Annotated in this window: 15 protein-coding genes; 10 read left to right on the forward strand and 5 right to left on the reverse strand. The window is 66.5% G+C overall.

Going from position 1 to position 18590, the window contains the following annotated elements; genetic code table 11:
* Positions 1–4: 4 nt before the first annotated feature.
* Positions 5–1504 (reverse strand): type II secretion system ATPase GspE, encoded by a 1500-nt coding sequence (gene gspE / locus DIE21_RS21745; protein ID WP_124499658.1) that lies wholly within the window; start codon positions 1502–1504, stop codon positions 5–7.
* Positions 1501–3831, reverse strand: a complete 2331-nt coding sequence (gene gspD, locus DIE21_RS21750; RefSeq protein WP_124499659.1) for a type II secretion system secretin GspD — start codon at positions 3829–3831, stop codon at positions 1501–1503. The genes gspE and gspD overlap by 4 nt, the downstream gene beginning before the upstream one ends.
* 367 nt (positions 3832–4198) lie before the next feature.
* On the opposite strand from gspD, the gene DIE21_RS21755 reads away from it, so the two are divergent.
* Both DIE21_RS21755 and DIE21_RS21760 read left to right on the forward strand, forming a co-directional pair.
* The gene (locus DIE21_RS21755) at positions 4199–4648 is read left to right on the forward strand and encodes a lytic transglycosylase domain-containing protein (protein ID WP_124499660.1); all 450 of its coding nucleotides are present in this window, start codon (positions 4199–4201) and stop codon (positions 4646–4648) included.
* Between the two features lie 136 nt (positions 4649–4784).
* Positions 4785–6095, forward strand: a complete 1311-nt coding sequence (locus tag DIE21_RS21760; RefSeq protein ID WP_124499661.1) for a GTP-binding protein — start codon at positions 4785–4787, stop codon at positions 6093–6095.
* Between the two features lie 136 nt (positions 6096–6231).
* Here the strand turns inward: DIE21_RS21760 and DIE21_RS21765 are convergent, their stop codons facing one another.
* A complete protein-coding gene (locus DIE21_RS21765; protein ID WP_006401505.1) occupies positions 6232–6510 on the reverse strand; it encodes an HU family DNA-binding protein in 279 nt (92 codons plus the stop codon).
* 389 nt (positions 6511–6899) lie between these two features.
* Here DIE21_RS21765 and mnmC point away from each other — a divergent pair, with 389 nt between their 5' ends.
* The 7 genes from mnmC to DIE21_RS21815 all read left to right on the forward strand — a co-directional run bounded on the left by mnmC (position 6900) and on the right by DIE21_RS21815 (position 15783).
* Positions 6900–8858, forward strand: a complete 1959-nt coding sequence (gene mnmC, locus DIE21_RS21770; RefSeq protein WP_124499662.1) for a bifunctional tRNA (5-methylaminomethyl-2-thiouridine)(34)-methyltransferase MnmD/FAD-dependent 5-carboxymethylaminomethyl-2-thiouridine(34) oxidoreductase MnmC — start codon at positions 6900–6902, stop codon at positions 8856–8858.
* 674 nt (positions 8859–9532) lie between these two features.
* Complete coding sequence (locus tag DIE21_RS21785) at positions 9533–10747, forward strand: cation:proton antiporter (protein ID WP_124499664.1); 1215 nt, start codon at positions 9533–9535, stop codon at positions 10745–10747.
* Positions 10748–10761: 14 nt separating this feature from the next.
* Positions 10762–11877, forward strand: a complete 1116-nt coding sequence (locus DIE21_RS21790) for a YbdK family carboxylate-amine ligase (RefSeq protein WP_124499665.1) — start codon at positions 10762–10764, stop codon at positions 11875–11877.
* 505 nt (positions 11878–12382) lie between these two features.
* Entirely contained in the window at positions 12383–13021 is a 639-nt protein-coding gene (locus DIE21_RS21800) for a MarR family winged helix-turn-helix transcriptional regulator (protein ID WP_124499666.1), read from the forward strand.
* A 28-nt stretch (positions 13022–13049) separates the two neighbouring features.
* On the forward strand, positions 13050–13760 hold the full coding sequence (locus tag DIE21_RS21805) for a glutamine amidotransferase (RefSeq protein ID WP_124499718.1): 711 nt from the start codon (positions 13050–13052) through the stop codon (positions 13758–13760).
* 208 nt (positions 13761–13968) lie between these two features.
* Positions 13969–15081, forward strand: coding sequence for an NADH:flavin oxidoreductase/NADH oxidase (locus DIE21_RS21810; RefSeq protein ID WP_124499667.1), 1113 nt, complete (start codon positions 13969–13971; stop codon positions 15079–15081).
* Positions 15082–15261: 180 nt separating this feature from the next.
* Positions 15262–15783, forward strand: coding sequence for an SET domain-containing protein (locus DIE21_RS21815; RefSeq protein ID WP_124499668.1), 522 nt, complete (start codon positions 15262–15264; stop codon positions 15781–15783).
* Positions 15784–15890: 107 nt separating this feature from the next.
* Here DIE21_RS21815 and DIE21_RS21820 read toward each other — a convergent pair whose 3' ends face one another.
* Both DIE21_RS21820 and DIE21_RS21825 read right to left on the reverse strand, forming a co-directional pair.
* Entirely contained in the window at positions 15891–17375 is a 1485-nt protein-coding gene (locus DIE21_RS21820; RefSeq protein WP_124499669.1) for a sensor histidine kinase, read from the reverse strand.
* A gap of 105 nt (positions 17376–17480) precedes the next feature.
* Complete coding sequence (locus DIE21_RS21825; RefSeq protein WP_006401494.1) at positions 17481–18173, reverse strand: response regulator transcription factor; 693 nt, start codon at positions 18171–18173, stop codon at positions 17481–17483.
* A gap of 122 nt (positions 18174–18295) precedes the next feature.
* On the opposite strand from DIE21_RS21825, the gene DIE21_RS21830 reads away from it, so the two are divergent.
* Complete coding sequence (locus DIE21_RS21830; RefSeq protein ID WP_059682648.1) at positions 18296–18526, forward strand: DUF3717 domain-containing protein; 231 nt, start codon at positions 18296–18298, stop codon at positions 18524–18526.
* Positions 18527–18590 lie beyond the last annotated feature (64 nt).

Raw genomic sequence — 18590 nt, forward strand, 5'->3', positions numbered from 1 at the left:
CGCGCTATGCGCCTCCCGTCACGCGCAGCACTTCCTCGAGCGACGTCGCGCCGGCCGCGAGCCAGCGCTCGGCGTCGTCGCGCAGCGTGCGCATCCCTTCCGCGCGCCCGGCGGCGAGAATCTCCGCATCGGCCGCGTTGCGGTGGATCAGCGTGCGGATCGAATCGTCGACCACCAGCAGTTCGTAGACGCCGCGCCGGCCCGTATAGCCCGAATGCCCGCACTTGTCGCAGCCGACCGGATGCCACACGGTGCGGCCTTCCTCGTGCCGTTCTTCCTTGCACACCGGACAGAGCTGGCGCACCAGGCGCTGCGCGAGCACGCCGAGCAGCGACGACGCGAGCAGGTACGGCTCGACGCCCATGTCGGTCAGGCGCGTGACGGCCGATGCCGCGTCGTTGGTGTGCAGCGTCGCGAGCACGAGGTGGCCCGTCAGCGATGCCTGCACCGCGATCTGCGCGGTTTCGAGATCGCGGATTTCGCCGATCATGATCACGTCCGGGTCCTGGCGCAGGATCGAACGCAGCGCACGGGCAAAGGTCATCCCGATCCGCTCGTTCACCTGCGTCTGGCCGATGCCGGACAGGTCGTATTCGATCGGATCCTCGACGGTCATGATGTTGGTTGTCGCGGTTTCGAGCCGCGACATCGACGCATACAGCGTCGTCGTCTTGCCCGACCCGGTCGGGCCCGTCACCAGCACGATCCCGTGCGGGCGGCCGATCAGCTTGTCGAACTGGACGAGCGTGTCGCGGCCCATCCCGAGCGCTTCCAGGTTCAGGCGCTGCGCATCCTTTTCCAGGAGACGCAGCACCGCGCGCTCGCCGTGCCCGGTCGGAAGCGTCGACACCCGCACGTCGACCGGCCGGCCGCCGACGCGCAGCGTGATGCGGCCGTCCTGCGGCAGGCGTTTCTCGGCGATGTCGAGCTGCGCCATGATCTTGATCCGCGAGATCAGCGCGCCGTGCAGCGCCTTCTTCGGACGCACGACGTCGCGCAGCGTGCCGTCGACGCGAAACCGCACGACCGACGCATTCTCGAACGGCTCGATGTGAATGTCCGATGCCTGCTCGCGCGCCGCTTGCGTGAGCAGCGCGTTGATCATCCGGATGATCGGCGCGTCGTCTTCCGATTCGAGCAGATCCTCGACTTCGGGGATGTCCTGCATCAGCCGCGACAGGTCGACTTCGCCTTCGACCTCGCCGACGATCTGCGCCGCGCTGCCGTCCTGGCGCGCATAGGCCTGGTTGATCGCCTGCGCGAGCTCGTCGGCCGGCACGCGATGCACGGAGATCGAGCCGAAGTTGCGCGCGATTTCGGCGAGCGCCGCATCGTTCGTGCGTTCGCTGATCCATACCTCGAGCGTGTCGTCGAGCTGGTGCGCGATCAGCACCTGGCCGCTCTTCGCGAAGCCGTACGGCAACAGCCGCGCGGCGAGCGGCGACGGCGGCTGCCGTTCGCCCGGCGCGCCGTCCTGGGGCGAGGACGCGAGTACTTCACTCACTGCGAGGCTCCCGGCGTGGCGGTCAGCGGTTGTTGCGGCACCGACTGCTGCGGCACGCTCTGCGGCTGCACGGGCGTCTGCTCCGGCAGCGGCTGGGCCGGGACCGGCGCGACCTGACGCTGCATCTGCTGGCGACGCATCTTGTCGAGGTCGAACAGGTTCCCGGCCGGCGTGCCGCCCTGGCTCGGGCCCAGCGGCATCGGCGGGACGACCGGATCGTCCTTGTCGCGGATCACGTTGTTGTCCGACTTGTACGCGCCCGTGACACCCTGGATGTAGTCGTAGCGGTTGGCCGTGACTTCCTGCGCGGTGCTGCGATCGGAGATGATCACGGGGCGCAGGAACACCATCAGGTTGGTCTTCTGCCGCTGCTTCGATTCGGAGCGGAACAGCTGGCCGATCCACGGGATGTCGCCGAGCAGCGGCACCTTGCTGTTCGACACCTGGTAGTTGTCCTGCATCAAGCCGCCGAGCACGATGATCTCGCCGTTGTCGGCCAGGATCGTCGACTGGATCGAGCGCTTCGTGAAGGTCGGGCCGGTCTGCGCGCTGGTGGTGCCGCTGACGACCGCCGAATCCTCCGTGTACAGCTGCAGCTTCAGGATCCCGCCGTCGGTGATCTGCGGCTTCACGTGCAGCGTCAGGCCGACGTCGCGACGGTCGTAGGTATTGAACGCGTTGCTCGTCGTGCCGCTCGTCAGGTTCGAATACGAACCGGTCGCGATCGGCACGTTCTGGCCGACGACGATCTTCGCCTCCTCGTTGTCGAGCGTGATCAGGTTCGGCGTCGACAGCACGTTCGCATCGCTCACGCCCGCGAAGTACTGCAGCAGCGCGCCGAGGCCCTGCACGCCGAACATGTTGTGCAGCCAGCCGATGTTGAGGCCCTGGTTCAGGTTCGCGAGATTGGCGGCCAGCCCGGTGGTGGCCGCGGTGCCGCCGGTCGTCAGGTTGATGATGCTGTTGCCCGCCACGTTGCCGGCCGCGGCCGCCAGGTTCGTGCCGCCGAGGAACTGGCCGCTCGCGATCTGCCACTGAATGCCGAGGTTGCCCTGCGTCGTCGAATTCAGCTCGACGATCAGCGCTTCGATATAGACCTGCGCACGCCGTGCGTCGAGCTGGTCGATCACCGAGCGCAAGTTGCGGTAGACCGGGTCCGACGCGGTGATGATCAGCGAGTTGGTCGCCGAGTCGGCCTGGATCATCCCGCCCGGCTGGTTGTCGTCGCCCTTCTCCTTGTCGCCGCCAAGCAGGCCGCCGCTGCCGATCCCGCCGCTGCCCGACGCACCGCTGCCGTAGGTCGACGACGAAGACGAGCCGCCGAGGCCGCCGGACGGCAGCGGCGGGGTGCCCGACGTGCCGGTCGAGAAGTTGCCGCTCGACGACGAACCGCCGCCCTGGTTGAAGCTGTTCGCATCGTTGGACGACGCGGACGAGCCGCTGTCGTTGCCGCCCTTGCCGAGCATCCCGCGCAGCGTCTTCGCGAGCTTCACCGCATCGGCATTGCGCAGCGGCACGACGTGCATGTTGCCGGGCACCGCGCTCGGCGCGTCGAGCTGCTGCACGAGGCGCTTTGCCGCCGCGAGGCGCGAGGCGCTCGAGGCGCGCAGCATCAGCGAGTTGGTGCGCGGGTCGGCCGTGACCGAGACCTTCAGCGTCGCGTCGCTGTTGCCGATCGCGCCGGGGTCGAGCATCTTCTGCAGCTGCGCGGCAAGGTCGATCGCGTTCGCGTTGCGCAGCGGCACGACCTGAACCTGCGCGCCCGCGGCGCTGTCGACACCCGCGATGATCTGCGCGATGCGGCGCACGTTGTCCGCGTAATCGGTGACGACGATCGTGTTGTTCGCCGGGTAGGCGGTGACCGTGTTGTTCGGCGAGATCAGCGGCCGCAGCACCGGCAGCAGGTTGTTCGCCGATTCGTTGCGCAGCTCGAACACCTGCGTGATCACCTGGTCGCCGCGCGCCTGCGGCGCATTGCCGACATAGGTCGGCACGCCCTGCAGCTTCGCATCGGCCTCGGGCACGACCTTCAGCACGCCGTGATCCTGCACCAGCGCGAAGCCCTGCATGCGCAGCGCCGATTGCAGCGTCTTCAGTGCCTGGTCTTCCGGCACCGGCCGTTCGGCCACGAGATTGAGCTGCCCCTTCACACGGGGGTCGACGATGATGGTCTTGCCGGTCGCGGCGCCGATCGCCTTGGCGACCTGGTCGATATCCGCATTCACGAAATTGAGCGTGACCTGAGCGTAGGCGGCCTGCGAGACGATCATGCCGGCGACCATCAGGGTCGTGGCGATGCGCCGCATAACGAAGCGATTTCTTGTCATGGATGAATGGGTCGATGCCGGCTCAGGCCACTTCCGGCGGTAGTGCTGGGATCCAGGTCCTAAAGGCGCGACATTAGCAGTTTTTCATGTCCGAAATATCACATTGATCCGAAGACTGTCTCACATACGACATGTATCCGGCATGCCGTATGCAATATGTAAGGATTCGGCGCTGCCTCGGCATTCCGGCCAGCGCCGTCGTTTCGCGATGAATCGACACGGAAATGCGGTATAACGGGCTGCCGTCTTTCGCATGTCGCCACGGGACGGACTGTCGGTATGATACGGGTGGCGCGTTTCCTGTCGTACGTATAACAGACACGGGTTTTCCCGACTTTTTGCGTCATTCCCTTTTCGTTTCCGCTCCATGAACAGACGGTTCGCCTCGATCGCGTTGATCGCCGCCGGCGTGTGGTTCGCCTGCGGAAACGCTCGCGCGGATTGTTTCGACGAAGCCGCCCGGTACCAGAAGGTCAATCCGCTGATCCTCCGTGCGATCGCATGGCAGGAATCGCACAACCGGCCCGACGCGCAGAACAAGAACACCAACGGCTCGGTCGACTACGGCCTGATGCAGATCAATTCGATCCACCTGCCGGCGCTGTCGCGCTACGGCATCGGCCGCGACACGCTGATGGAGCCGTGCAAGAACGTCTATATCGCCGCGTGGCATCTGCGCCAGAAGATGAATCGCTACGGCAACACCTGGCAGGCGGTCGGCGCCTATCATTCCGAAACGCCGTCGCTGCGCGACAAGTATGCGCGGCAGATCGCCGCGATCCTGACGCAGTGGAAGCTGCTGCCGCCCGCGCAGTGACGCCGTGCCGCTCGGCCGGCGCGCGTTTGATGCACAATGCGGATCTCACGCCGCAGTTTCGACCGGCCCCGTGCCGATCGCGCCCCGCGAGGGCGCCGCGGCCGCTTTTTCATTTTTTCCGTTGGTGCAAATCGTTATGAATCCGGCAATGAACCAGCCGTTGCCCGTCACCGTGCTGTCCGGTTTCCTCGGCGCCGGCAAGACCACGCTGCTCAATCACATCCTCGCGAACCGCGCGGGCCTGAAAGTCGCCGTGATCGTCAACGATCTCGCGGCGGTCAACATCGACGCGTCGCTCGTGCGCGATGCGCAGGCGCTGTCGCACGTCGAGGAACGCCTCGTCGAGATGTCGAACGGCTGCATCTGCTGCACGCTGCGCGACGACCTGCTCGTCGAGATCCGCAATCTCGCGGCGGACGGCCGCTTCGACGCGATCGTGATCGAATCGACCGGCATCGCGGAGCCGATGCCGATCGCCGAAACCTTCACGTTCGTCGACGACGACGGCGCATCACTGTCGGAAGTCGCACGGCTCGACACGCTCGTCACCGTGGTCGACGCCTACAATTTCCTGCGCGACTACGGCTCCGACGACGCGCTCGCGACGCGCGGCATTGCGGCGTCCGACGAAGACGATCGCACGCTCGTCGAGTTGCTGATCGAGCAGATCGAATTCTGCGACGTGCTGGTGATCAACAAGGCCGACCTCGTCGGCGCCGACGAACTCGTGCGCCTGCAGCACATCCTCGCGCGGCTCAACCCGCGCGCGCACCAGGTCGTGTCGACGTTCGGCAACGTGCCGCTCGACGAAGTGCTGAGCACCGGGCGCTTCGATTTCGACGAAGCCGCGAACGCGCCGGGCTGGCTCGCGTCGCTCGATCACGATCACACGCATTGCGACGATCCCGAGTGCCATGATCCGCATCATGCGCATGTGCACGGCGAAGCCGACGAATTCGGCATCGGCAATTTTGTTTACCGCGCGCGCCGGCCGTTTCATCCGGCACGACTCTGGGCGCTGCTGCATCAGGAGTGGCCGGGCGTGCTGCGCAGCAAGGGCTTCTTCTGGCTGGCGACGCGCAACGACATCGCGGGTTCGCTGTCGCAGGCGGGCGGGGTGTGCCGGCATGGCCCGGCAGGCCTCTGGTGGGCCGCGCAGGATCGCTCGGAATGGCCGGACGATGACGAGTTGCTCGCCGAAATTCGCACGGAGTGGCAGGGCGACCTCGACGACCGTTCGGTCGGCGATCGCCGTCAGGAACTCGTGCTGATCGGCATCGGGCTCGATGCCGATGCATGGCGCGCGAAACTCGACGCATGCTTGCTCACCGATGCGGAATTCACGCTCGGTGCGGCGCAATGGACCGCGTTCGACGATCCGTTCCCGGCATGGGATGTCGACGCGCACGACGACGAAGATCCGGACGCGCAGATCGTGCACGCGTAATACGCGGTAAAAAAACGGCCTGCGAAAAGCAACCGTTAAATCTTGCAAGAGTGGCGCGAACTGTGGCGAAAATGCTGCGAGCGCCCAACAAAAAACCCGCCTCTCGGCGGGTTTTTTTCCTGGAACAGGCGCTGAATCAACGCTTGTTGACGGCGTCCTTGAACGCCTTGCCAGCCGTGAACTTGACCGTCTTGGCTGCCGGGATCTTGATGGTTTCGCCCGTCTTCGGGTTGCGGCCCGTACGTGCTGCGCGCTTGCCCGAACCGAAGCTGCCGAAGCCGATCAGCTGAACCGCATCACCCTTCGACACGGCCTTCTTGATGACTTCGAGCAGCGTGTCCAGCGTTTCGCCGGTTTGAGCCTTGCTGGCGCCCGTTTGGGCGGCGACGGCGTCGATCAGTTCCTGTTTGTTCATTAAGGTTCCTTTTTCAGGTTAGGTTTGACACGAACAGCGCGAACGCGCCGATTATACGTGCGCGAACCGTGCCGTCGAGAGTCAGACTCCGACGACACAGCGCCGAATCCTGGCCCGCGCGACGTGCCGTCCGGCTTGCCGGCGGCCACCCCGCGGTACGGCGTTGCTATGATAGCGCAGCGCAAACCCAATAACGACAAGGGTTTCAAAGATTTTCATCGGTATTTCGCCGAATGAATCGTCGATTGCCCGTTTTTTGACCTGCGCCAACCGGACAGGATGAGCAGCCGGGTCCGCCCGCGTGCAACGTCGTTGGCTTTTGCCAACGGCCCGCCGGACCCCTCCGCGCAATCCCTTGCCAGGCTTGGCTGCCACGTTTTTTGTTTCGCATGCCCGACCGACTCGTTCCCGCCACGCTCGCCCGCCGCGACGACGGCATTCTCGTCTCGCCCGAGTACGGCGAGCTCCCTCGCGATGCGTCGCGTGCACGCGCGCACGCGAACCGGATGCTCGCCGGCAACGGGCTGCCGGCCCGCTGGCAGGGCCGCCGCACGTATACGATCGTCGAGACGGGATTCGGCACCGGCAGCCGTTTTCTCGCGACGTGGGCCGCGTGGCGCGACGATCCCGCGCGCTGCGAGCGGCTGCATTTCGTCGCGATCGAACCACATCCGTTCGCGCGCGAGGATCTGCGCCGTGCCGTTTCCCACATGGTTGCGGACGCAACTAAATCGGAAAATGCCGAGGCACTGGTCGATGCATGGCCGATGCATGTGCCCGGCCTGCATCGGCTCGAATTCGACGCAGGGCGCGTGGTGCTCACGCTTGCATTCGGCGATGCGCATGACATGCTGCAACGGCTCGTCGCGCGCGCCGATGCGTTCTATCTCGGCAATGTCGCGTCGGCCGCGCACGGCGATTTGCTGTCGGCCGACGTGGTGCGCGCACTCGCGCGCATTGCTGGCGTGGGTGCGACCTATGCAACGCATTCGCGCGACGACACCGTGAAACGTGCACTCGAGGAAACGGGTTTCACGAGTCGCGACGTCGACGATTGCGCGGGCGAGCCCGCATTGCGCGCCGGCGAATACGCACCGCGCTGGCGGATGCGCCGGCACGAACCGCCGCGCGCGTTGCCGGTCGCCGCGCGCGAAGCGATCGTGATCGGTGCCGGCCTGGCAGGCTGCGCGATGGTCGAACGGCTCGCCGCACGCGGCTGGAACATCACGCTGATCGAGCGGCACGCGCGGATCGCGAGCGAGGCATCAGGCAATCCGGCCGGTGTATTCCATCCATTGATGACGCGCGACGACAACGTCGCGAGCCGCCTCACGCGCAGCGGGTTCCTGCATGCACTCGCACGCTGGCGTGCGCTCGAAAATGCCGGCCATGCGTTCGCACGCAGCACGAACGGAATGATCCATCTCGCGGAATCGGCCGACGATTTCGCGCGGATGCGCGATGCGTTCGACGCGCTCGGCGCACCGTCCGACTACGTGTCGCTGCTCGACACCGATGCCGCCCGCGCGCATCTGAACCTGCCGGTCGCACACGGCGGCCTGCTGTTTCCGCACGGCGGCGCCGTATGGCCGGCCGGGGTGTGTGCAGCACAATTGGCGGCGGCCGGCGAGCGCGTGAAACTGCTGGCCGGCACCGAAGTCGCTCGGCTCGAGCGCGATGGCGACACGTGGCGCGCCGTCGATGCGGCAGGCGCGATGCTCGCCCAAGCGCCGGTCGTCGTACTCGCGAACGCGGGCGACGCGGTTCGTCTCGCGGGCCTGCGGCATGTCGCGCTGCAACCGGTGCGCGGCCAGCTCACGCTGCTGCCGCCCGGCAGCACGGCGCCGCTGCCGTGCCCCGCGATCGGCGACGGCTACGCGGTGCCGCTCGACGACGGCACGCTGCTGATCGGCGCGACGTTCGAACCGGACGACGTCGATCGTGCGATGCGCACCACCGGACATATCGAAAACCTCGAGCGCATCCGGCATCTGCTGCCGGGCCTGATCGGCGAGCCGCCCGACGTCGATGCGCTGCGCGGGCGTGTCGCGTTTCGCTGGGTCGTCGCCGACCGCGTGCCGGTGATCGGCCCGCTCGCCGACGAAGCGCAGGCGGTCGCGAACGCTCGCGCGCTGAGCGGCGCGAAGGCGCGCGACCTGCCGCGCACCGCGGGTCTCTACGGCGCATTCGGGTACGGCTCGCGCGGCCTCGTATGGGCAGCGCTCGGCGCCGAGCTGATCGCGTCGCAACTCGAAGGCGAGCCGCTGCCGCTCGAGCGCGAACTCGCCGACGCCGTCGACCCGGCCCGATTCCTGATCCGCGCGCTGCGCGGCCGCCGGATCGGCTGATCTCGTCAGTCGAATCCTCACAGTTCTTCGATTTTCCTGTACCGGGTTATCCACGCGACGCTGTGGATAACCCGGCGGAATCCGCGCGCACTTCTTGTGCAATCACAGTGGACGTAAACTGGGCAACCCGGCACAGCCGTGAAACGGCCCCAAAGTTACTCAACTCAAACCTCTGTGAGCGAACAACCTGTACAACGGGTTATGGCCGCGCCAACACCTTGATCTTGTTGCGTAAACTGAAGTTATCCACAGAACTGTGGGCGCCTTGTTAACTTCTACTACGTATATATACAAATAAACCTTTGAAACCAAAGACCTGCGGTGCCTCACAGCCCCGCGGGCCGATTCGATCGGTTCCGGAGCGAAAAAGCTGTGGCACAATCGGTTTCCTTCGCGTTCGTTCGGCCAAGCGCCGGACATGCTTCAATGGAACGGTCGGCACGATTTCGAATCTGAATCTTCGAGACTGCGCAGTCCGTTCACACACCAGGCCGACAATCCAGATCGGCAGCCTGAACGACAGTTCCGCCGGATGGCGGAAGAGGCGGATCCCATGTCCCGCCGTCGTCGACCACAACAATCACATTCGGGGCGATACCCAGCCGGCGCGCATCTCATTTCTGACGCTTGACCCCGCGCCGCTGGCGATTGCTTCCAAAGGAGAAGTCACCACGATGAAGTCGGCGTTCTCATTCCTGCCCAACTGGCCGCTCTCGCCGGATGCCGTGTTCTGGGCCGGGCTCGCGTTGTTCGCGGCTGGCCTGTGCGGCGAGCTGTGCTATCGCGCGTGGCGGCTGCCGCGCATCACCGGCTATGCGGTGATCGGTCTCGTGGCCGGGTCGTTCGGATTCGGCGTGATCGACGCGAGCACCGACGAAACCTCGCGGCTCTTGATCGACGTCGCGCTCGGCCTGCTGCTGTTCGAGCTCGGCAGCCGTCTCGACCTGAAATGGATACACCGTAATCCATGGCTCATCGCATCGAGCCTCGCGGAGGCGACGCTGACGTTCGTGCTCGTGCTGTTCGTGATGCTCGCGCTCGGCGTGTCGGGCATGGTCGCGCTGGTGCTGTCGGCGATCGCGATCGCGACGTCGCCGTCGATGGTGATCCAGCTCAAGACCGAACTGCGCGCGGAAGGGCAGGTGTCGCAGCGCCTCATCACGCTGACCGCGCTGAACAGCGTGTACGCGATCGTGCTGACCAAGCTCGTCACGAGCTGGCTCCACCAGGAAGCGTACGGGAACGTTTTCGCGACGATCCTGCAACCCGTCTACCTGATTGTCGGTTCGTTCATCGTCGCGTACCTGGTCGCGCGGGCGTGCAATTACCTGTTTCGTCACATGACCGCGACGATGCGCGACGAGCATTCGTTCGTCGCGCTGTTCGGGCTCGTGATGCTCGCGATCGCGGTCGCGCAGGCGCTGAAGCTGTCGACGCTGCTCACGCTGCTGCTCGCCGGCATCATCGTGAAGAACCTCGAAGCGCGGCCGCAGCTGTGGCCCGAGCATTTCGGCACGGCCGGCTGGCTGCTGACGGTGATCCTGTTCGTGCTGACGCTCACGTCGTTCACGTGGGGCGACATCGCGCTCGGCGGCCTGCTCGCGATCGCGCTGATCGTCACGCGGCTCGCCGCGAAGCTGGCCGGCGTCGTCGTGTTCGCGAAGCCGAGCGGGCTCGGGATGAAGCAGGGCGTCGCGCTCGGCATCGCGCTGACACCGATGTCCGCGCTGTCGTACCTGCTCGTCGACGACACCTACCAGCTCTATCCGAATTTCGACCCGCACCTGCGCGCGATCGTGATGTGCACGATCGTGATCCTGCAGCTCGTCAGCCCGTTCGTCGTGTACCGCTGCCTGTCGGCGGTCAGCGAACGCAGCGACAGAAACTGATTCCGGAACCTGCCATGGCACTCGAAACCTTCGTCAATTCCGAGCCGTTCACGTTCGGCGTCGAACTGGAGATCCAGGTCGTCAACACGCACAACTACGACCTGACCAAGGCGGCATCCGACCTGATGCGGCTGATCCAGGGCGAGACCTTCCCCGGCAACATCACGCCGGAAATCACCGAGAGCATGATCGAGCTGTCGACCGGCATCTGCCACACGCACGAGCAGGCAGTCTCCGAGCTGCATGCGATCCGCGACGTGCTCGTGAAGGCGGCCGACCAGCTCAACGTCGGGCTGGGCGGCGGCGGCACGCACGCGTTCCAGCAGTGGAGCGACCGGCAGATCTACGACGCGCCGCGCTTCCAGTACATCTCCGAGCTGTACGGCTATCTCGCGAAGCAGTTCACCGTGTTCGGCCAGCACGTGCACATCGGCTGTCCCGATCCGGACAGCGCGCTGTTCCTGCTGCACTCGATGTCGCGCTTCATTCCGCACTTCATCGCGCTGTCCGCGTCGTCGCCGTTCGTGCAGAACGTCGACACCGGCTTCCATTCGGCGCGCCTGAATTCGGTGTTCGCGTTCCCGCTGTCGGGCCGCGCGCCGTTCGTGCTGACCTGGGACAGCTTCGAGGAGTACTTCACGAAGATGGTCAACACCGGCGTCGTCAACTCGATGAAGGACTTTTACTGGGACATCCGGCCGAAGCCCGGCTACGGGACGATCGAGGTGCGCGTGATGGACACGCCGCTGTCGGTCGATCGCGCGGCCGCGATCGCGTGCTACATCCAGACGCTCGCGCGCTACCTGCTGACCGACCGGCCGCTGAAGCTGTCGGAGGACGACTATCTCGTCTACACGTTCAACCGTTTCGAAGCGTGCCGCTTCGGGCTCGAGGGCACCTGCGTCAATCCTCAGACCGGTGAGCGCCGCACGATCGCGGAAGACATCCTCGACACGCTCGACCGGATCGCGCCGCATGCGGCCGCGCTCGGCTCGCGCGCGGCGCTCGACGAGATCGGCGCGCTCGCGCAGGCGCGCGTGAACGACGCTTCGTGGTTGAGAACCGTTTTCAAACAGGAAAAATCGCTGAACGAGACGGTTCGCCAGCAGTGCCTGCGCTGGCGTGAATGAAAAAATGTTTTGCAGATTACGGACTCGACCGCGCGGCGATTCGCTGAACGCCGGTCGACGCCGATTCGTGCGCGGCGCGTCGCCAGTCGTCCTGAAAATCTGTGGATAACCCTATATTCCGCTTCAAAGTCAACGCTCTGCGGGATGGATAACCCGGTGGACCGGTGTCGTCGGCACGATGGCTGATCCGAACAGGAAAATGGTTGCGCGTGGCGCCGCGGGGCCGGCAGCGATTGCCGGCACAACGAAAAAATCCGGTTATCCAGCGATTTTCCACAGAATGAAGGGGATAACTTAGCTGTGCGATTTTCCGCTCTCGCTTAGAATGTCGGCTTTGCGGACACCGGAACGACGTGTGTCTCACCGGTCGCCGCGAACGCGACCGCCGCGTGTGCCTCGCGACGGCCGTGTCGACGCTCTTCCACGGGCGTCTGTTTTGAGATAGACATTCGATCTCCACACTACGGCTGCTCGGCAATCCGGGCGGCGGCAAAGCGAAAAGACTATGAGCGAAGGCGTTTACGGGAATCAGGCTTCGGGACGTGTGACCCACAGCTTGCTGCGGTTGAGTACGGCCATGCGAAGCCAGGCATGGGATTGGGCGGAAGGCGCAGGCCTCACGCCGACGCAGGGCGAGATCCTCGTGCTGCTGCTGCAACGCAAGGGCCCGATGCGGCTCGGCGAGATCGCGCGTGAGACGCAGCTCACGGCCGCGACCACCAGCGATGCCGTCAGCACGCTCGAAACGAAGGGGCTCGTCGAGAAGCGCCGCGCACTGGACGACGGCCGTGCGCTCGCCGTGCGCCTGTCGGCCCGCGGCCGTACCGCGGCGAAGAAGGCGCTGCAATGGCCGGAATTCCTGACGAAAGCGGTCGGCAAGCTCGGCGCGGACGAGCAGGGCGCGCTGTACCGCGCGCTGCTGAAGACGCTGCGCGAACTGCAGGTGGCCGGTGCGACGCCGCCGCAGCGCATGTGCCTGACGTGCGCGCATTTCCAGCCGGGCAAGCAGTCGAAGAAGACCGTGCATTACTGTGCGGCGCTCGACCTGTCGATGTCCGACAGCGATCTGCGTCTCGACTGTTCGGTGCAAGAAGAAGCCGACGCGGCGACGCAAAAGAAGACCTGGAAGGTGTTCGCCGGCTGACGTCCGTCGATCGACCGGGAGGCCGATGATGAACGCTGAAGTGGTGGCGATCCGCCACGTGCATTTCGAGGACCTCGGCAGCTTCGAGCAGGTGCTCGGGGAGCGCGGGCGGCGGGTGCGCTACGTCGACGTCGGATCGTCGCGCGTCGAGGTGCTCGACGCGCTCCAGCCGTCGCTGCTCGTGGTGCTTGGCGGGCCGCTCAGCGTGTACGACGACGCGCAGTATCCGTCGATCGCGCCGCTCGCGGCGCTCGTGCGCCAGCGCATCGACGCGGGACTGCCGATCCTCGGCATCTGCCTGGGTGCGCAGTTCATCGCCCGCGCGCTCGGTGCGCGCGTCTATCCGGCCGCCCGGAAGGAACTCGGCTGGGCGCCGCTGACGCTCACCGACGCGGGCCGCGCGTCGCCGATGCGCCATCTCGACGGCGCGGCGACCTCGATGCTGCACTGGCACGGCGATACCTTCGACCTGCCGGGCGGCGCGATCCATCTCGCCTCGACACCGGCATGTCGCCACCAGGCGTTCGCGTGGGGGCAGCACGTGCTGGCGCTGCAATGCCATCCCGAAATCCGCGCCGACCGCTTCGAACCCTGGCTGATCGGCAACGCGGGCGAAATCGCGTCGACGCCCGGCATCGACGCGTGCCGGCTGCGCGCGGACACCACGCAGCACGGTCCCGCGCTGGAGACGGCCGCGCGACGCATGTTCGCGGAGTGGCTCGACAGCGTCGGGCTTTGATCCCGGGCGTGCGGCACCGCGCGTGACCGGCCCGCAGGCAAGGGTGGCCGGCGCCCTGCTGCATGCCGCGTGCGTGCGGCACCGCCATTGCCGCCGGCTTCACGCCGGCCCTGCCTGACCACCGCTTGCCGCCGAACCGGCCGCCAGCAGGCTTCGAGCCCGCATGCTACGCTCGTCCGCTCTTTCCCCTTCCTGGCGAGCGGCATCCATGACTGCGCTGTTTTCTCCATTCACGCTGCGCGGCGTGACCCTTCCGAACCGGATCGTGATCTCCCCGATGTGCCAGTACTCGGCCGAGCGCGGCGAGGCGACCGACTGGCACATGATCCACCTCGGCCATCTCGCGCTGTCCGGCGCGGGCCTGCTGTGCATCGAGGCGACCGCCGTCGAACCGGACGGACGCATCACGGCCGGCGACCTCGGTCTGTGGGACGACGTGACCGAAGCGGCGCTCAAGCCCGTGCTGGCGTCGATCCGCAAGCATTCGCCGGTCCGCATCGCGATGCAGCTGTCGCATGCGGGGCGCAAGGCGTCGAGCGAGGTGCCGTGGAAGGGCGGCCAGCTCGTGTCCGTCGCCGATGGCGGCTGGCTGCCGCATGCGCCGTCGGCCGTGCCGCACAAGGATGGCGAAACGCCGCCGCTCGCGCTCGACGTGGCCGGCCTGAACCGGATCCGCGCAGCGTTCGCGGCCGCCGCGAAGCGTGCCGCGCGCCTCGGCATCGATGCGATCGAAGTGCATGCGGCGCACGGCTACCTGCTGCATCAGTTCCTGTCGCCGATCGCGAACCGGCGCACCGACGAATACGGCGGCTCGCGCGAGAACCGGATGCGCTTTCCGCTCGAGATCTTCGAGACCGTGCGCGCGGCGTTTCCGGCGGACCGGCCGGTCGGCGTGCGTGTGTCGGCGACCGACTGGGTCGAGGGCGGCTGGGAGCTCGACGACACGATCGCGTTCGCGCACGAACTGAAGCAGCGCGGCTGCGACTGGATCGACGTGTCGTCCGGCGGCGTGTCGCCGCTGCAGAAGATTCCGCTGTCGCCCGGCTACCAGGTGCCGTTCGCGCAGGCCGTGAAGCGCGCGGTCGGGATGCCGACGATCGCGGTCGGCCTCATCAGCGACCCCGCGCATGCGAACCGGCTGATCGAGGCGGGCGACGCCGATTTCGTCGCGATGGCGCGTGCGATGCTGTACGACCCGCGCTGGCCGTGGCATGCGGCCGCCGAGCTCGGCGCGCAGGTATCGGCGCCGTCGCAGTACTGGCGTTCGCAGCCGCGCGAGCACAAGGCATTGTTCGGCGACATCGCATTCGGCCAGCGTTGAGCGTCATGCACGCGATATTGCGCGCGATGTTGAACGAAGCAATCGCGAACGTGTAGGATGCGGGTGATTCGCCGCATGCCCCGACGCGGCACCGACCGGTGCCGCGTTTTCGTTTTGCGCGACGCAGGGCCGTGACCGCGGCCGTCTTCCATTCAAGTCGTCTTCACAAGGATTCGTTCGATGAGTTCACGCAGGATCGCGGTGCGCCGCTCGGGAATACACGGCAAGGGCGTGTTCGCGGTGGAGCCGATCAAGGCCGGCGAGCGCGTAGTGGAATACAAGGGCGAGCGAATTTCGTGGAAGGAAGCGCTGCGTCGCCATCCGCACGACCCGAGCGAGCCAAACCATACGTTCTACTTCGCACTGGAAGAGGGCGGGGTGATCGACGGCAAGGTCGACGGCAACAGCGCGCGCTGGATCAACCATTCGTGCGCGCCGAACTGCGAGGCCGAGGAAATCAAGGGCCGCGTGTTCATCCACGCGCTGCGCGACATCGGGCCCGAGGAGGAGCTGTTCTACGACTATGGCCTCGTGATCGACGAGAAGCTGACGAAGAAGCTCAAGCGCGAATACGCGTGCCATTGCGGCGCGGCCGCGTGCCGCGGCACGCTGCTCGCCACGCCGGACGACGACGGCAAGAAGAAAAAGAAGAAGGACGGCAAGTCCGAGTCCGGCGCGAAGGACAAGAAAAAGAAGAAGTGACCGGCGCGGCCGCGCCTCGAGCGCGGCTGCTTCGCCAGCGGATGGCCGCCGCGCGCCGAGCTCGCGCGGCCGGCCGTCCCGCCCGATACGGGCCCGCCGCGCGCGACTCAGTGCGTCGGCGCGGCGGCCGGCGTTTCGCTCGCCGGCTTCTCGGTACGCTTGGCGAGCGGCACCCGCACCACGAAGCGCGAGCCGCCTTCCGACGCATCCTCGTACGACACCGTGCCGCCGTGCATCGCGATGATGTCGTGCACGATCGCGAGCCCGAGGCCTGCGCCCGTCTCGACGCCGTTGCCGCTTTGCGCATCGCCGCGGAAGAAGCGCTTGAACAGGTCGGCCTGCTGATTGGCCGGCACGCCCGGGCCGTTGTCCTCGACGACGATCTCGGCGGCCGGCTGGCCGCCCTCGAGCGCGCCGCGCGCGACGTTCACCGTGATCCGCGCCCCGTCCGGCCGGGCGAGCGGCACGTATTTCAGCGCATTGTCGAGCAGGTTCGCGATCACCTCGCGCAGCAGCACGGGATTGCCGCGCACGTTCAGCGTTTCGTCTTCGCCGGGCTCGTCGCTGCGCTGGAAGCCGAGGTCGACATGCGATGCGAGCGCGCGCGGCACCCATTCGGCGCCCGTCTCGAACGCCATCGCGGCCAGGTCGACGTCGACGAAACGCGCGGCCTGTTCGCCCGGTTCCGCCCGCGCGAGCGACAGCAGCTGGTTCGACAGCCGCACCGCGCGGTCGGCGGCCGCGCGCAGTTCGCGCACGGCGGCGTAGGTCTGCTGCGGGTCGCGCGCGACGGCCGCCTGCTCGGCATGCAGCTTCACGGCCGTGAGCGGCGTGCGCAACTGGTGCGCGGCATCGGCGATGAACTTGCGCTGCGCGTCGAGCGCGGTCTTCAGGCGGCCGAGCAGCGCGTTCATCGCGCTCGTCAGCGGCCGGATCTCGAGCGGCACGTCGGTTTCGTCGACCGGCTCCAGCGACGTGTGGGTCTGCCGGTTCAGCGAGTCGGCGAGATGCGTGAGCGGGCCGAGCTGCTGGTTCACGACGCGCCACACGATGCCCCAGCCCGCGAGCAGCAGCAGCAGCAGCGGCATCATGATTGCGACGAGGAATTCGGCCGCGATCCGGTAGCGGTGCCGCACCGGCTGCGCGACCTCGACCACCATCGGCCGGCCGCCCTCGACGTTGTCGACGCGTACCTGCGCGACCCGCACCGCGCGATTGTCGTACTCGGCCTCGAACACGTACGCGTGATGCATGCGGCGCACGTTGATGCCGCGCAGCGGCAGCTTCGGGTCGCCGGCGAGCTCCTCCTCGCCGTCGCTGATCCGGTAGATCAGCGCCTCGGCCGGATCCGAGAACATCGCCTGCGCGAGCGGCGGCACCGTGAACGGCGCGTCGGGGCCGGCGATCTGGATCTGTTTGGAGATGGCGGTCGCGAGATCGGCGAGCGAGCGGTCGATCACGTGTTGCGTGTATTGCCACGCGAGCCAGTAGGCAATCAGGCCGCTCATCAGCGCGAGCATCGACAGCGGCGCGGCGAGGCGCCTGAGGAGCGAGCGGCGCAGGCTGGTGGTCACAGCCGGATCAGGAGACATTTCGACGGGCAAATGGATAAGCGCCGCTCACGGGGAGCGGCGCGGTCGTGCGTCGGACGGCGACGCGGGCAGGGCGGCGCGCCGGCGGCCGGCGCGCGGCGCCGCTCAGACGCTCGCGGTCTGGCGGATTTCCTGCAGCAGGTAGCCGAAGCCGCGCACCGTGACGATCTCGACACGGCACTGCTCGAGTTTCTTGCGCACGCGGTGCACGTAGACTTCGATCGCGGTGTCGCCGAGATCGCCGCCGAAGTGCGTGAGGTGATCCTGCAGTTGGGCCTTGCTGACGACGCGGCCGTGGCGCAGCAGCAGCATTTCGAGCACCGCGAATTCGCGCGGCGACAATTCGAGCGGCTTGTCGTCGTTGAAGATGCGGCGGTCGACGCCCGACAGGCGGACGCCGCCGAGCGACACTTCCGGACGCGGCATGTCGCTGTGCGGGCCGCTGCGGCGCATCACCGCGCGGATGCGCGCTTCGAGCTCGGCCGGCTCGAACGGCTTGAGCATGTAGTCGTCGGCGCCGGAGTTCAGGCCCTGGATCCGGTCGTTCAGTTCGTCGCGTGCGGTCAGCACGATGACGGGCGTATGGCGGTTGGTCTGGCGGAAACGCGTGAGCAGCGTCATCCCGTCGATGCCCGGCAGGCCGAGGTCGAGGATCACGAGTTCGTGGCGGTTTTGTGCCAGCGCCTGTTCGGCAAAGATGCCGTCATGCACCATGTCGACGGTGAAGCCAGCCTGCTCGAGGCTGCTCTGGATACCGCGTGCGATGGGGCGGTCGTCTTCGATCAGAAGGAGTCGCATGAAGTTCGCTCAAGTACAATGGGTTGGCGGTTCAGGCACGCGGACAGCACGACGCCGTTTCCACAGGGGCGCCGCATCGCCTGACATCAAGCATGGCGGCCAGCGAACGATCAAATCCAATCATGTCCGATATCTCGATCCACGACCTCGAAGCCGCGATCAATTTCTGGCGCGCCCGCTCGCCGTCGAGCGGCGACGAACTCAAACTCTGCGAAGAGGCCAGCGCGCTCTCCAAGCCGTATGCGCTGCTGATTGTACAGCGCGGAGGCGCGCTGCAACTGGAAGGTTTGGACCCCAAGGCGCGGAAAGCGTACGAGACTTACGTGCGCCTTAAGGATGGCTTGGAAAGCTGAAGGCTTTCGCTGAGTACATCCTAGAAAACGTTCATGGAAATGAAAAGTTGACGCGCCGCGCATC

Origin of the sequence: Burkholderia sp. Bp9140 (genome assembly GCF_003853425.1) — a bacterium.
Taxonomy (GTDB): Bacteria; Pseudomonadota; Gammaproteobacteria; order Burkholderiales; family Burkholderiaceae; genus Burkholderia.